We start from the raw sequence: 14,934 nt of genomic DNA, 5'->3' as shown, positions 1-14,934 counted from the left end.
CGTGTTGACATCAGGACGCTTTGCGATCTTGACGCAAAAGGCGCAAAACATCACGGCCCAGCGGTGTCGGCCGTACATCATCCGGGTCAATCAGTCGCAAACGCCGCAATTGCACGACAAGCGGATCAGGCACGGCGGCATGGCACCCGGCGACCTTGGCCAGAGCATTCCGTTCGCTGTCGGATAGTTCCATTGCCAATATAAGTGCGATGCGTTCCACTTCCGTCCCTTCCTAGTTTCGGCATCATCACAACGAAGGGGCGCATGATCACGGGGAAGAAAACCAAACTCTTCCCACATGCCCGGCCCCCTGCCCCGCAGTTCCGCATTGCCCTTGTCCGGTGCGGCCATTAAAGGACTGCTAGAAAATCGAACCCAAGACCTTGGAAGATCAATGCCAACGCTTGTTATGAAATTCGGCGGAACATCTGTCGCCAATCTGGACAGGATCGCCCGCGCCGCCAAACGGGTCGCACGCGAGGTGGCCAATGGCTATGACGTGATCGTCATTGTCTCGGCGATGTCCGGCAAAACAAATGAGCTGGAAGGCTGGGTCAAGGAAACCTCCCCCCTTTATGACGCCCGCGAATATGATGCGATCGTCTCATCGGGTGAAAACGTCACCGCGGGGCTGATGGCGCTGCGGCTGCAGGAAATGGAAATTCCGGCCCGCAGTTGGCAAGGTTGGCAGGTGCCGCTGAAAACAAACGATGCGCATGCGAGCGCGCGGATCGAAGAAATCCCAACAGACAATATCAACGCAAAATTTGGCGAAGGAATGAAAGTCGCCGTTGTGGCCGGGTTCCAGGGGATCAGCCCCGACGGACGGATCACAACACTGGGCCGTGGGGGCTCTGACACCACAGCAGTTGCCTTTGCGGCCGCTTTCGGGGCCGAACGCTGTGATATCTACACCGATGTCGACGGGGTCTACACGACTGATCCGCGCATCGCGAGCAAAGCACGCAAACTGGACAAGATCGCATTTGAAGAAATGCTTGAACTGGCTTCGCTTGGTGCGAAAGTCCTGCAAACCCGATCCGTCGAACTGGCCATGCGCTACAAAGTACGCCTGCGGGTCCTGTCATCATTCGAAGAACCGTCGGACAGCGCCGGAACGCTGGTCTGCGACGAGGAGGAAATCATGGAATCAAATGTTGTTGCCGGCGTCGCCTATTCCCGGGACGAAGCAAAGATGACGCTGATTTCGGTCGCCGACCGGCCCGGGATCGCCGCCGCGATCTTTGGGCCCTTGGCCGAGGCCGGGGTGAATGTCGATATGATCGTGCAAAACATCTCGGAAGAGGGGCGGACGGATATGACGTTCTCTTGCCCCGTTGATCAGACTTTGCGCGCCTCCAAAGCCATGGAAGAGGCGAAAGCAGCGGGCGAGATCAACTTTCATGATCTGATCGCCGATGAAGGGGTCGCCAAGGTTTCCGTCGTGGGAATCGGGATGCGCAGTCATGCGGGTGTCGCAGCGCAAATGTTTAAGGCACTCCACGATGAGGGGATTAATATTAAGGTCATTACAACCTCAGAGATAAAAATTTCCGTCCTGATTGACAGAAAATACATGGAACTTGCCGTCCAAGCCCTGCATGATGCTTTCGAATTGGAAAAGGCGGCCTGATCCAGCTCTGGGGGGTCTTGCCGTGACGCGGGGGACCAATGCCAGATCGGTTTGAAAGCGAAAGCCGCAAGCTTCTTGGACGCTTGCGCGAGGTCCTTGCGGCTGACAACGAAGGTCAGGCCCGGCTAGACAGTGTTGTCAATCTGATCGCAGATCAGATGGGAACCGAGGTTTGTTCGATCTACCTGTTTCGGGATGCCGAAACACTTGAACTCTGCGCAACCATGGGGCTTGAGGCCTCAGCCGTTCACCAGACCCGCATGCGTCTTGGTGAAGGTCTGGTCGGGCGAACGGCCAAGAACAGATCGGTCATCAACACCCCCGACGCCCCCGCTGAAAAGGGCTTTCGATACATGCCCGAAACCGGCGAGGAACGGTATTCATCATTCTGCGGTGTGCCGATCCAACGCTTGGGCGATGTGCTGGGCGTGCTGGTGGTGCAATCCAAAGAGGCACGGGAATACACGCCCGACGAAGTCTACGCGCTTGAAATCGTTGCGATGGTAATCGCCGAGATGACCGAACTGGGCGCTTTTGTCGGCGAAGGGGCCGCCCTGTCAGCCCGGCATCAGCAACCCGTTTTGCTGCGCGGATCGGTGGCGCAAGAAGGCGCAAGCGAGGGCGAAGTGTTCTTGCACGAGCCGCGCGTTGTGGTGACCAATCCGATCTCGGACGATCCTGCGCAGGAACATACAAGGCTTGTCAGCGCCATTGATGAGCTACGCAAAGCCGTCGACAATATGCTGGTCGGGGCGCGAACGGTCGATCCCGAACAGGCGCAAGTGCTTGAAGCCTACAGGATGTTTGCCAATTCCAGCAGCTGGCTCAGACGGATGAAGGCCGATATTGAAAACGGTCTTTCAGCCGAAGCGGCCGTTGAAAAAGAACAATCATTGGCGCGGGCGCGGCTGTCGAAATCAGCTGATCCTTATTTGCGCGAAAGGCTACATGATCTTGACGATCTGTCAAACCGGCTGCTGCGCATTCTGACCGGGCAAGGGGCAGATGTGCGGGCTGATATGCCCGACCATCCAATCCTGATAGCCCGCAATATCGGACCCGGCGAATTGCTGGAATATGGCAAAAAGATCAAAGGGATCGTGTTAGAGGAAGGCTCGGTCGGTAGCCACGCCACGATCGTCGCACGAGCCTGGGCCATTCCGCTGATTATCAACGCCAAAGGCGTCACGCGTGAGGCATTGAACGGCGATACGATCCTTGTGGATGGCGAACAAGGCATTGCGCATCTGCGGCCCGACGACACCGTGCATTCAGCTTTCCGCGACAAGATCGCGATGCAAACGCGCGCGCAAGAACGCTATGCGTCCATTCGCGACCTGCCTGCCGAAACAAAATGCGGCCAGGTCATTGCATTGCAGATGAACGCGGGCCTGATCGCGGATTTGCCGTCGCTTGCAGGTTCTGGGGCAGAAGGCGTTGGGCTGTTTCGGACCGAATTGCAATTCCTGATCCGCAATCAAATGCCCAGGCGGGCGGAACTTTCGGCGCTCTATACGCGGGTATTGAATGCGGCCCAGGGCCAGCGAGTTGCCTTCCGAACGCTTGATATCGGGTCGGATAAGGTCCTGCCTTACATGAAGCCCAATGATGAACCGAACCCGGCAATGGGATGGCGGGCCATTCGGGTCGGGCTGGATAAGCCCGGCGTGTTGCGTATGCAATTGCAGGCATTGCTGCGGGCCGCCAATGGACAGCCCTTGGCGGTGATGTTCCCCTTCATCACGCAGATCAGCGAATTTCGGGCCGCACGGGCCGAGATGGACAAGGCCATCGCGCGAGAAACAAAGCTTGGGCACCCGCTACCTGAAAAGCTTGAGGTTGGCGCGATGCTTGAAACGCCCTCGCTCGGCTTCGCACCGGATGCGTTTTTTGAAGAGGTCGATTTCATTTCTATCGGCGGCAATGACCTCAAGCAGTTCTTCTTTGCTGCAGACCGTGAAAATGAACGGGTGCGCAAACGCTACGACACGCTGGATGTCAGCTTTCTGTCCTTCATCAAACAGGTGATCCAGCGGTGCGAAGCATCAAATACGCCGCTGTCTTTCTGCGGCGAGGATGCAGGCCGCCCTGTCGAAGCCTTGTGTTTCGCCGCGCTCGGGCTGCGCACATTATCGATGCGCCCGGCCTCAATCGGGCCGGTAAAGCACCTGTTGCGGCGGATTGATCTGAACGATGTGCGCGCGGTTATGGATGATGCGATAGCCAAAGGCGAACAATCCGTCCGGCGCGCTGTGGCCGACTGGCTTGTCTATCAGGTCTGAGGCAAGCGCCCCGCGGCCAAGCAGCGGTGGAACTCTTCCGCGACAGCGTCATCGCCATGAATACGGGCCAAACGGCGCAAGCCAAAATGCACATGGGCCATGGCAACATAGTAGTCCACAAAGACATAATTGGTGCCAGCCCCGGCGGCAGCCCCCAGAATAGGAACGGCCTGGCTGGCCAATTTCTGGGACAAGACAGCGGCAAATTTTGGCGCAACCTTGCTGATCAATCCATTCACCGCCGCGCCAGAAATCCCCAACCGGGCACCGATGAATGAGATATCGACGCCATCATCGGCATCGGTCGGCCCGCCAGTGCCAAAAACGGCAAGACATTGCATCCGGGTCTCTACCGCATCCGGGTCCTCGCCATGTTCTACCGCGACATGATGCACGGCCCGGAAAATTACAGTCGTGGCAACGGGCAATTCTGCAATCGCGGTAGGTAGGCCGCCGAAGCCCCCAACCGCGCCAGAGACCGTGCCAATCAAACGATGCATGCGGTCCGAGCCTATCGTCTGCCAGACACCGCCGCGTGATTTGCTCGCCAAGTCATAGCTTTGCTGCAGCGCTGCGCGGACTACGTCATCGACGCGCGCGCGGCTGGCCGAAGGAAGCATTTTTAGCGTATCCTCAAGCTGCCCCCCTACGAAATTTACAGCCTGCATCAAAAGCCCATTGGCTTTGCGTTGACGTTCAGCCAGATCAGCAATTTCGGACCGGGCCGCCGTGGATAGGGGCTCGGGCGGATTTGCGGGGTTAATCTCTTTCATCAGAATATCAGCGTCGCTCATATGTCTTAGATGGGCTTGCCAAAACGAAATTCAATCGCGGGCCGGTTCCACAAGCCCGCTTACACCCTCCCACGCGCCTTCGCACAGGGCAAGGCCCAGCACCCGCTCAGGGTTGGTCGGCGGCGGCATCCGGACAGCGGGCAGTTGCTGAAAACCGAACCGGCGATAATACGGCGCATCCCCAACCAGCATGATCCGTTCCCACCCATCGGTGCGGGCTTGCGCCAGGCAGGCCCGGATCAGCAAACCGGCCACACCCTCGCCCTGGCGCGTGGGATGCACCGCAATGGGGCCCAGCAGGATGGTCACATCTTGCCCGACCCGAACCGGCCAATTGCGCACAGCGCCTGCCAAAACCCCATCCTTATCCCGGGCCGTCATACAAAGCGGCGCGATCGGATCAACGCCTTCACGCAGCCGATACGATGATAAGGCAGAACGGCCCGGCGCAAAGCATAAATCATAAAGCGCTTCGACCTCCCACCAGTCATCAGGGGTCTCGGGGGCCAGATGAATCTGGGTTTGTTGCATCTTGTCTTTCGTCTGGCCAAAGGCGTGCGGCGACGTTACCCCTTGGGCAATCGAACGAAAAGGCCACAGCATGTTCTACGAACCCAAAAATGGGCATGGTTTGCCCCATAATCCGTTTAACGCCGTCGTCACACCGCGCCCGATTGGCTGGATCGCCACGCGCGGGGCAGATGGGCAGGACAATTTGGCGCCTTATTCCTTCTTTAACGCCGTGGCATATGAGCCGCCACAGGTCATGTTCGCATCAACCAGTGCCAAGCCAGACCGCGGCGACACCAAAGACAGCGTTGCCAATATCCGCGACACCGGCGTGTTTGCCGTGAATATCGTGGAATACGCCGCACGGGACATGATGAACCAAACCGCGGGACCATGGGACCGGGCAACGGATGAATTCGCCCTCGCGTCGATCCAAAAGGCCGCGTGCAGCACGATCGACTGCCCGCGCGTTGCAGACGCCCCGGCGACACTGGAATGCAAACTAACACAAGTTGTGCAACTACCGGGTGCGGCCAACCTGGTGGTGTTCGGCGAAGTTACCGGCGTGCATCTGCGCGATGATTGTCTGGTCAACGGCATGTTTGATGTGACGCGCTTCAAGCCGCTGACACGTCTTGGCTACAAGGATTATTCCGTGATCGACGAGGCATTCAGCCTTGAACGCCCCGGCAGCTAGGCGGCAGAACGGCGGGGCTTAATGCCCGCCGATAATGCCGGTCTTCACGCTGTAATCGACCGCCAGAGCATAATCAGGATCATCGTCACTATCGACAATCAAGTGACCGGCCTTTGAAAGCAGCTGATGGCAATCCGGTGTCAGATGACGCAATTGAATACGCTTGCCCGCTTGCTCATATTTCATCGCGACTGCCTCAATCGCCTGTAAGGCCGATTGATCAACAACGCGGCTGTCATCAAAATCGACGATGACAAGCTGCGGGTCCTTCTCCAACTGGAACAGCTCGGTAAATCCATCCGATGAGCCAAAGAAAAGCGGCCCTTGAATCTTATAAACTTTGGCACCTTCAGGGGTTTCATAGGTCTTGGCATGAATACGCGTCGCGTTGTTCCAGGCATAGGCGAGGGCCGAAACAATCACACCCACCACAACGGCTGTGGCCAAATCTGTCGCCACGGTCACAATGGTCACCAAGATAGTCACAAAGGCATCTGTGCGGGGCACCTTGCGCAGGATCGTCAATGAGTTCCAGGCAAATGTGCCAATCACAACCATGAACATCACACCGACCAAAGCAGCCAGCGGAATTTGCTCAATCAGGCTGCTGGCAAATAGGATGAAACCCAGCAGGAACAGGGCAGCGGCAATACCGGCGACCCGTGTCCGGCCCCCGGACTTAACGTTGATCATGGATTGCCCAATCATCGCACAGCCGCCCATCCCGCCGAAAAAGCCGGTCACAGTGTTTGCTGCGCCCTGGGCGAGGCATTCCTGACTTGCACCGCCGCGCTTGCCAGTCATTTCACCAACAAGGTTCAGGGTCAGAAGACTTTCGATCAGACCGATGGCGGCCAGGATCAGCGCATAAGGCAAGATGATCTCAAACGTGTCCCAGGTCAGTGGCACCATTGGTACGTGGAAAGGGGGCAGACCACCCTCAATACTGGCCAAATCGCCGACTAGCGGCACATCCAACCCAAAACCAATAACAATCGCTGCTACAATCGCAATCCCGGCCAAAGGCGCTGGGATGACATTTGTGATCCGCGGCATCAGCCAGATGATCAACATCGTCAGGGCCACAAGGCCCAACATCAGATATAGCGGCGCGCCCGAAAGCCACTCACCGCTCGCCACACCATGGCCGCCGCCATGAGACGTGCCGGGTACCTGAAACTGACCGAGCTGCGCCAGGAAAATCACGATGGCCAGACCATTCACAAAGCCCAGCATCACAGGATGCGGGACCAGCCGAATGAACTTCCCCCAGCGCATTATGCCGACAAAAATCTGGATCAGGCCCATCAAAACAACGGTCGCAAACAGATACTCAACCCCGTGTTGGGACACGAGGCTGACCATAACCACCGCAAGCGCGCCAGTCGCACCCGAAATCATACCAGGACGACCGCCAAAGACAGCCGTAATCAATCCGACGATAAAAGCAGCGTAAAGACCAACCAAAGGCTCTACCCCGGCAACAAAGGCAAATGCCACAGCCTCAGGAACCAGTGCCAGGGCAACCGTCAGGCCAGACAGCAAATCAATGCGCAGCTGGCCAGGGGTCAACGGGGCGTTCGGGTCACTAAGCGAAAGACTATCTGCGAAACTCGCTAAAAGAGCGCGGGCCATGGGGATTCCTGTCATCACGGGGATTGTTATCGCTGCCCTAAACCACCACTCAGCACTTGTCACCCCTTGCGTGGCACGCAATTGCGGCTGTTGCAGCATCGGCACGGCGCGCGGGGTTCACATTTCCTTCATTCCGCATCAGTGTCTTTGATGTGGGTTAAGATGAGGTGACCAATGAAGACGAAAATCGGGATAATCGGGGGCTCTGGTATCTACGACATGGAAGGGCTGCAAAACCCGGACTGGGTGAGCGTCGAAAGCCCCTGGGGGGCGCCCTCGGATGCGATCCTGACGGGGGTCTTGGATGGGGTCGATATGGCTTTTCTGCCGCGGCATGGGCGCGGACATGTGCACTCACCCACAACCGTTCCTTATCGGGCCAATATCGACGCGCTCAAACGGCTGGGCGTGACAGATATCATCAGCGTCAGCGCCTGCGGGTCCTTTCGCGAAGAACTGGCGCCGGGTGATTTTGTGATCGTCGATCAATTCATCGACCGGACCTTTGCACGCGAAAAATCGTTCTTTGGAACCGGCTGCGTTGCGCATGTCAGCGTCGCACATCCCACCTGCGATCGGCTATCCGAGGCCTGCGAAACCGCTGGGCGGGACGCCGGGATCACCATCCACAGGGGCGGCACCTACCTGGCGATGGAAGGGCCGCAATTTTCGTCAATGGCCGAAAGTAAGCTTTACCGCGCCTGGGGCTGTGATGTGATCGGGATGACCAATATGCCCGAGGCGAAATTGGCCCGCGAGGCCGAGATATGCTACGCCTCCGTAGCCATGATCACCGATTACGATAGCTGGCATCCCGATCACGGGGCGGTCGATATCACCGAAATCATCGCGACACTTCAGGGCAACGGAAGCAAGGCACGGGCACTGATCGCGAAACTTCCGGGCCTTCTTGGAACCGAACGGGCGCCCTGCCCCCTTGGCTGCGACCGCGCATTGGAATACGCCATCATGACAGCGCCCGAAAAACGGGACCCAACCCTGACCGCCAAACTTGATGCCATCGCTGGCCGCGTTCTTTAGAAAGCCCCCTACATGAAAACTGTCCAAGACTACATCCGCACGATCCCCGATTTCCCGCATGAAGGGATCATGTTCCGGGATGTCACAACGCTGTTTAACGACCCGCGAGGATTTCGGATCGCGGTCGATCAATTGCTGCACCCTTATGCGGGTATGCAAATCGATCAGGTCGCGGGGCTCGAAGCGCGCGGTTTCATCATGGGCGGGGCCATCGCGCACCAATTATCCGTCGGATTTCTGCCAATCCGCAAGAAAGGCAAACTGCCCGGCAAAACCATCGAACAAGCCTACCAATTGGAATATGGCGAAGCGGTCGTGGAAGTACATGATGACGCGCTGCAGCCTGGCGACAAGGTTCTGCTTGTGGACGACCTGCTGGCGACAGGTGGAACGGCTGAGGCTGGAATAAAGCTCATCGAACGGCTCGGGGCCGAAGTAATCGGCTGCGCCTTCATCATCGACCTGCCCGAATTGGGTGGGCGCAAACGGCTTGAAGCGATGGGCATGGATGTGCATGCGCTTTGTGCGTTTGAAGGGGCATAAAGCGTCTAAAGCACTCCGATTTATACTTGGATCAAGGATAAAATCGAAACGCTATAGGCGAGTATTTTTGGAAATAAGAAGATAAATGCGCCCGGCCCCGCTGTCCGCTACAGACCGATCTTTGTCAGATCCGGTGCCGGGCGACTTCTCATTTCACGATCATCGGCTCTCCAGCCTGTACCGCCGGAGGGTTTTATCGGATCGTCCTTAACAACTTCTTATTTCCGGAAAATACTCCCGCCGGAGGCGTCCGGACGGATCAAAGGCGAACCACCGCCCCGGGGTTCATGATACCATCGGGATCAAGCGCCTTTTTGATTGCGCGCAGCATCTCTAGCTTGGCCGGATCACCGTATTTAGCAAGGTCATCCACCTTGAGCCGGCCAATCCCATGTTCAGCACTGACCGAACCAGCCATCTGATGGACCAAGTCATGTACCACGCGTTTCACCTGCGGGCGCGCGGCCTCATAATCGGCCCGGGTCAAACCGGGCATGGGGAACACATTATAATGTAAATTGCCGTCACCCAGATGGCCAAAACAATTGATCCGAAACGCGCCCAACGCGGCAAGCGCCTCTGCGCCGCGGGTGATGAAGGTCGGGATCGCGCTCAGCGGGACCGAAATATCATGTGAACTGATCGATCCGATCCGGCGGTTCGCCTCGGGGATACTTTCGCGAATATGCCAAAAGGCGGTGCGCTGCGCATGGCTTTGGGCGACGGCACCATCGGTGACCAGATCGGCATCAAAGGCGGCAACAAACAGCGCCTCCAAAGCCTCATTGGGCGCAAGCCCGGCGGCCAGACCCACATCAATCAACACGCACCATTCGGGGATTTCAGCAAAGGGTGATTTGATCTCGGGGCCAACTTCGGCAAGAAATTCAAAGCTTTGGCGGTGGATGATCTCAAAGGCTGAGATACCATCACCAAGCTGGGTACGGGCAAGGGCAAGCAAGGCCAAGGCAGCATCTGGGGACGGAACAGCCATCATTGCCGCGCCAATGCCCACAGGACGGGGGGACAGTTTTAACGCAGCGCCGGTAATGATGCCCAATGTGCCCTCTGCGCCAATCATCAGATTGCGCAGGTCATAGCCGGTGTTGTCCTTATGCAAACGGGTCAGGCCATGCCAGATAGTGCCATCAGGACGGACCACTTCAAGCCCCAGACACTGGGCGCGGGCGTTGCCATAACGCAGTACATTCACGCCGCCCGCATTGGTCGCCAATAAACCGCCAATCCGGGCAGAGCCTTCAGAGGCCAGCGACAGCGGAAAAAGCCGATCCACATCCTCTGCCGCCTTTTGCACATTGGCGAGGATGACACCTGCATCGCAAACAAGCACATTTTCCGAAGGATAGATGTCGCGAATCTGGTTCATGCGCTCCAGCGACAAAATGACCGGGGGCGGGCCATCATATTGCAATTGGCCACCAACCAACCCGGTGCCGCCACCATAGGGGACAATACCAATCTTTGCATCCGCGCAGGCACGTACGACGGCGGCAACCTTTTGTGTACTGGCTGGCGCAACCACAAATCCCTGCCCCGTCCAACGACCGCGCGGCTCTGTCAGGTAGGGGGTCGGATCAGCTTTGAATGCGGTCTCTGGCAGGATCGCGCGAAGCTGTGTTTCAAAGGCTGTGGTCACTGGATTGAGCATCAGATCGTTCCCCTGTCTGTATAGCGCTTGGCAAAATATCCGATACATCGCGTATCAGGTCTTTGATTTCAGGCAGCGTCACCTGATTCAGATTTTTCACATGACCCTTTAGCCCCCTACATGGGCCAAAACAGAAAGCTGTCCAACTGCAAATTAACGGGATCAGCCAACGTCCGTTTTGCCGCGACGGTCATGACGCAGATTTGCGTAAAGCACGTGGTTTCGCCAGCGGCCATTGATCTGCAAATAGCTTTGGGCGACGCCTTCGTATTTATAGCCGCATTGTTCCAGTAACCGGCGCGACGGGGCATTTTCGGGCAGGCATCCGGCCTCAATCCGGCTAAGATCCATCGTGGTAAAGGCATGATGAACAACCGCCTTGATAGCCTCGCGCATAAAACCCTGCCGGGCAAAAGGGGCACCGATCCAGTAACCGGTGGTGGCTGATTGGGCTGGGCCGCGACTGATGTGATCAAGGGTGATGGCCCCAACCAACATCTGATCTTCACGGCGGATCATGAATAACGGAACGGCCGTGCCATTGCTGATTGAACGCTGCGCCCAATACACACGATTGGTAAAGGCCTTGCGGGACAGATGATCAGGGGCCCATGTGGGTTCCCACGGGGTTAGGAAATCTCGGCTTTGCTGGCGCAGCGCGACCCAGGCGCGGTAATCACTATGCACTGGTGGGCGCAGAGTCAGCCGTTCAGCTTCGATGCGGATCTTCCGACGGGCGCGCAGCATTAAGCAGCCAATCTGGCTTTCAACGCATCAAGCGTCGGTGCCGCCTCAGCAGGGCCATATAGGGCCATGGCTGTTGTGGCTTGCCCGGCCATCTGGCCTGCAAAATCCTTTACATCACCAGTGGTGACCGCATCAATCCGCGCGATGGTTTCATCAATGCTTGGAATGCGATCCCAGATAGATAGCAAACGGGCTAACCGTTCTGCGCGGTTTGACGGGCTTTCAAGGCCCATCAGTAAACCGGCTTTCATTTGGGCGCGGGCGCGAGCGACTTCGGCGGCAGTCATATCAGATGCGGCGCGCTTCATCTCGTCCATGGTGACATGAGCCAACTCTTCGATCTGCGCGGCGCTTGTGCCAGCATAGATCGTGGTCAGACCGGTATCTTCATAAGCACCCGCCTGCGCAAAAATCGTATAGCACAAACCGCGGTTCTCACGGATTTCCTGGAACAGGCGCGACGACATACCGCCGCCCATGGCCGAGGCATAGATTTGCGCAGTATAGATCGATGGGTCCAGATAGGTCGGCCCCTCAAGGGCAAGGGCAAAATGAACCTGCTCAAGCGCCTTGACCTCGCGGCGCTCTCCGCCACTAAAGCAGGCAGGTTGCAGCAGGCTTGCGGGGCGTTCGATGGCGGGCAAATGGCCAAACAGGGCCTCTGCCTGACGAATGATGGCATCGTGATCAATCGCACCGGCGGCGGACAGAATCATCTGATTGGGGCCATAATGCTCGCCCACGAAAGCCTGCAAATCGTCGCGGCTAAAAGCACTGACACGATCAGTGGGGCCAAGAATAGTACGGCCAAGGGGCTGATCGGGATAGGCCACCTCTTGCAGCCAATCGAAAATGATATCGTCGGGGGTATCCAGCGCCTGACCGATTTCTTGCAAGATCACACCGCGCTCAACCTCGATCTCGGCGGGGTCAAAAAGCGGGTTCAGCAGGATATCGGCAATCACATCAAGGCCCAAAGACACGTCATCCTCAAGAACGCGCGCGTAATAGGCCGTCATCTCGCGACTGGTATAGGCGTTGATGTAGCCGCCAACATCTTCGATGCTTTCGGCAATCTGCAACGCGCTGCGGGTCTTGGTGCCTTTAAAGGCCATATGCTCTAGAAAATGGGCGATACCATTCTGTTCGGGGCGCTCATGGCGGCCACCGGCCTGGACCCAAATACCGATGCTGGCCGATTTCAGGCCAGGCATGTCTTCTGTCACGATCCGAAAACCGTTGGACAGCGTGTGCAGTTCAATCGTCAATGCGTGATCCGTTCCCTAATGACGGCCTGCAAGGCGGCCAGATCCCCCGAGACGCGCGTCAGGCGTTCGGGCCGGTCATACAGGTCCGCCATGCGCGGGGGAAGAGGCGCCGTCACACCTGCTGCCTCTTTCACCGCATCGGGGAATTTGGCGGGATGGGCTGTGGCCAATGTGACCATTGGGGTACGGCCCAGATGCGGCTCAGCCACATGCACGCCAACGGCTGTATGCGGGCAAAGCAATTCGCCGTGCCGCGCAAAATAGGTCTTGATGGCAGCATTCGTGTCTTCTTCCGAGGCACGGCCGGATTTGAACGTCTCTTTCAGCATCTGATAGGCGCCTTGGCTGATCTCAAAACCGCCCGATTTAAGATCCTCCATCTGCGCCGCCACCGCCGCACCATCGCGGCCATAGGCATCAAATAAGGCGCGTTCAAAGTTGGAACTGACCTGAATATCCATCGAAGGGCTGATGGTCGGGGTGACACCCTGCTTGGTATAGGCACCCGTTTCCAAAGTGCGGTGCAGAATGTCATTGCGGTTGGTTGCGACAACCAGATCGGCAATGGGCAGGCCCATCTTCTTGGCAATATAGCCCGCAAAGATATCGCCAAAATTACCAGTAGGCACGGTAAAGCTGACCTCGCGATGCGGGGCACCCAAAGAGACAGCCGCGGTGAAGTAATAGACCACCTGCGCCAGCACACGGCCCCAGTTGATCGAATTGACACCGGCCAGGCGGACCTCATCACGGAAGGCAAAATCATTGAACATGTCTTTCACGGCAGCCTGACAATCGTCAAAATCGCCATCCACAGCCAAAGCATGCACATTGGCCTCAACCGGGGTGGTCATCTGGCGGCGCTGCACCTCAGACACGCGGCCATGCGGGTACAGGATAAACACATCCACGGCCGCCAAGCCGCGAAAGGCCTCAATCGCGGCAGAGCCTGTATCGCCCGACGTTGCGCCAACAATCGTCACGCGATCACCCGAGCGGGACAAGGCGGCCTGAAACATCTGGCCAATCAATTGCATGGCAAAATCCTTGAAGGCCAAGGTCGGGCCATGGAACAGCTCAAGCAGATAATGGTTGGCATCCAGCTGCACCAAAGGGGCGCGGGCGGCATGGCCAAAACCGGCATAGGCCTGATCAATCAGACCCTTGAATTCGGCATCCGTAAAAGTGTCACCGATAAAGGGGCGCATGACATCAAATGCGACCTCTTCATAAGATTTGCCGGCCATCGCAGCGATCTGGGCGTGGGTCAGGACCGGCACGTCTTGAGGGACATAAAGGCCCCCGTCGCGGGCAAGACCGGTCAGCATCGCCTCTTCAAATGACAATTCAGGGGCGGTCCCGCGGGTCGAGATATAGCGCATGGGGCTCAGGTGTCCTTTGATCTGATGGTGCGGCCTATCAAGAACAGGGTCATAGTGGCCCAGACCACCGCCAGCAAGAACCATGTGACCGCATATTCAAAATGATCGTTTTTGATATTGGCAGTCGTGATGGGCAGCGGGGTAATGCGGGGATCGGCCGGGTCCGCTGATGTCAGTACGACCATCAGCGGCGCGGTGTCCAACGCCGCCGACATGGCCGGGATGTTGCGGGCGAACCAGATATTCTCGGCCAGATCGGGATCGGGGGTGCTGTCATTTTGATCATCGGGCCACAGATAACGGCCCGTCATCTGCATCGGGGCAATGAAGGGGGCGGCATCTTTGGCATCAAGCGGCAGCAATCCCAGATCAACCAGGATAGGGCCATCAGATGTCACCATTTTTGAAATAACACGATAACCAGTCCCGGCCTGCGTGCCCGAGACCAGCACATGCAATTCATCCCCGGTTGGCATGCCCGTCAGAGTCACGGCGCGATACTCATGCGCCTCTTCGTTCACATCCAGCGATAGTGGCATGGGATCAGCAGCAAGACGGGCTGCGATATCGGCCAGGATATCTTCCTTCCAGGCAAGCCTTTCAACCTGCCAAAGGCCAAGACTGATCAGCACGGCGCAGCCAGACAGGCCAAGGATCAATGGAAAGAGTATTTTACGCAACATCATGCGCCTCAAAATAGCAAACGCGCGGGGTGATCACCCGCGCGTCCAAA

Annotated in this window: 14 protein-coding genes; 5 read left to right on the top strand and 9 right to left on the bottom strand. The window is 57.4% G+C overall.

The window, feature by feature from the left end; translation table 11 throughout:
- Nucleotides 1–10 precede the first annotated feature (10 nt).
- On the bottom strand, nucleotides 11–220 hold the full coding sequence (locus tag AABB29_RS10050) for a hypothetical protein (protein ID WP_341367050.1): 210 nt from the start codon (nucleotides 218–220) through the stop codon (nucleotides 11–13).
- A gap of 174 nt (nucleotides 221–394) precedes the next feature.
- Here AABB29_RS10050 and AABB29_RS10045 point away from each other — a divergent pair, with 174 nt between their 5' ends.
- Nucleotides 395–1,633, top strand: a complete 1,239-nt coding sequence (locus AABB29_RS10045) for an aspartate kinase (RefSeq protein WP_373636485.1) — start codon at nucleotides 395–397, stop codon at nucleotides 1,631–1,633.
- A gap of 38 nt (nucleotides 1,634–1,671) precedes the next feature.
- Nucleotides 1,672–3,915 carry a phosphoenolpyruvate--protein phosphotransferase gene (gene ptsP / locus AABB29_RS10040; protein ID WP_341367051.1) on the top strand — a complete coding sequence of 748 codons (2,244 nt, stop codon included), beginning with the start codon at nucleotides 1,672–1,674 and terminating at the stop codon, nucleotides 3,913–3,915.
- On the opposite strand, the gene AABB29_RS10035 is transcribed toward ptsP, so the two are convergent.
- Nucleotides 3,906–4,709, bottom strand: a complete 804-nt coding sequence (locus AABB29_RS10035) for an EcsC family protein (protein WP_341367052.1) — start codon at nucleotides 4,707–4,709, stop codon at nucleotides 3,906–3,908. The genes ptsP and AABB29_RS10035 overlap by 10 nt on opposite strands.
- A 30-nt stretch (nucleotides 4,710–4,739) precedes the next feature.
- Nucleotides 4,740–5,240: an N-acetyltransferase gene (locus tag AABB29_RS10030; RefSeq protein WP_341367053.1), complete on the bottom strand. Its 501-nt coding sequence runs from the start codon at nucleotides 5,238–5,240 to the stop codon at nucleotides 4,740–4,742.
- A 70-nt stretch (nucleotides 5,241–5,310) separates the two neighbouring features.
- Between AABB29_RS10030 and AABB29_RS10025 the strand changes: the two genes are divergently transcribed.
- On the top strand, nucleotides 5,311–5,916 hold the full coding sequence (locus AABB29_RS10025) for a flavin reductase family protein (RefSeq protein WP_341367054.1): 606 nt from the start codon (nucleotides 5,311–5,313) through the stop codon (nucleotides 5,914–5,916).
- 18 nt (nucleotides 5,917–5,934) lie between these two features.
- Here the strand turns inward: AABB29_RS10025 and AABB29_RS10020 are convergent, their stop codons facing one another.
- On the bottom strand, nucleotides 5,935–7,551 hold the full coding sequence (locus tag AABB29_RS10020) for a SulP family inorganic anion transporter (RefSeq protein ID WP_341367055.1): 1,617 nt from the start codon (nucleotides 7,549–7,551) through the stop codon (nucleotides 5,935–5,937).
- A 174-nt stretch (nucleotides 7,552–7,725) separates the two neighbouring features.
- Between AABB29_RS10020 and AABB29_RS10015 the strand changes: the two genes are divergently transcribed.
- The gene (locus tag AABB29_RS10015; protein WP_341367056.1) at nucleotides 7,726–8,592 is read left to right on the top strand and encodes an S-methyl-5'-thioadenosine phosphorylase; all 867 of its coding nucleotides are present in this window, start codon (nucleotides 7,726–7,728) and stop codon (nucleotides 8,590–8,592) included.
- 12 nt (nucleotides 8,593–8,604) lie between these two features.
- Nucleotides 8,605–9,135: an adenine phosphoribosyltransferase gene (locus AABB29_RS10010; protein ID WP_341367057.1), complete on the top strand. Its 531-nt coding sequence runs from the start codon at nucleotides 8,605–8,607 to the stop codon at nucleotides 9,133–9,135.
- A gap of 259 nt (nucleotides 9,136–9,394) precedes the next feature.
- On the opposite strand, the gene AABB29_RS10005 is transcribed toward AABB29_RS10010, so the two are convergent.
- The 5 genes from AABB29_RS10005 to AABB29_RS09985 all read right to left on the bottom strand — a co-directional run bounded on the left by AABB29_RS10005 (nucleotide 9,395) and on the right by AABB29_RS09985 (nucleotide 14,887).
- Nucleotides 9,395–10,804 (bottom strand): FAD-binding oxidoreductase, encoded by a 1,410-nt coding sequence (locus tag AABB29_RS10005; protein ID WP_373636484.1) that lies wholly within the window; start codon nucleotides 10,802–10,804, stop codon nucleotides 9,395–9,397.
- Nucleotides 10,805–10,966: 162 nt separating this feature from the next.
- Nucleotides 10,967–11,551, bottom strand: coding sequence for a GNAT family protein (locus AABB29_RS10000; protein ID WP_341367058.1), 585 nt, complete (start codon nucleotides 11,549–11,551; stop codon nucleotides 10,967–10,969).
- A complete protein-coding gene (locus AABB29_RS09995; RefSeq protein WP_341367059.1) occupies nucleotides 11,551–12,819 on the bottom strand; it encodes a pitrilysin family protein in 1,269 nt (422 codons plus the stop codon). Before AABB29_RS09995 ends, AABB29_RS10000 begins: the two co-directional genes overlap by 1 nt.
- Nucleotides 12,816–14,201, bottom strand: a complete 1,386-nt coding sequence (gene thrC, locus AABB29_RS09990) for a threonine synthase (RefSeq protein WP_341367060.1) — start codon at nucleotides 14,199–14,201, stop codon at nucleotides 12,816–12,818. The genes AABB29_RS09995 and thrC overlap by 4 nt, the downstream gene beginning before the upstream one ends.
- A 5-nt stretch (nucleotides 14,202–14,206) precedes the next feature.
- Nucleotides 14,207–14,887, bottom strand: a complete 681-nt coding sequence (locus tag AABB29_RS09985) for an SURF1 family protein (RefSeq protein ID WP_341367061.1) — start codon at nucleotides 14,885–14,887, stop codon at nucleotides 14,207–14,209.
- Nucleotides 14,888–14,934 lie beyond the last annotated feature (47 nt).

The sequence above is a fragment of the Yoonia sp. BS5-3 genome (genome assembly GCF_038069655.2).
In the GTDB taxonomy this organism is placed as follows: Bacteria; Pseudomonadota; Alphaproteobacteria; order Rhodobacterales; family Rhodobacteraceae; genus Yoonia; species Yoonia phaeophyticola.
This window is presented reverse-complemented; position numbering and strand designations above follow the sequence as displayed.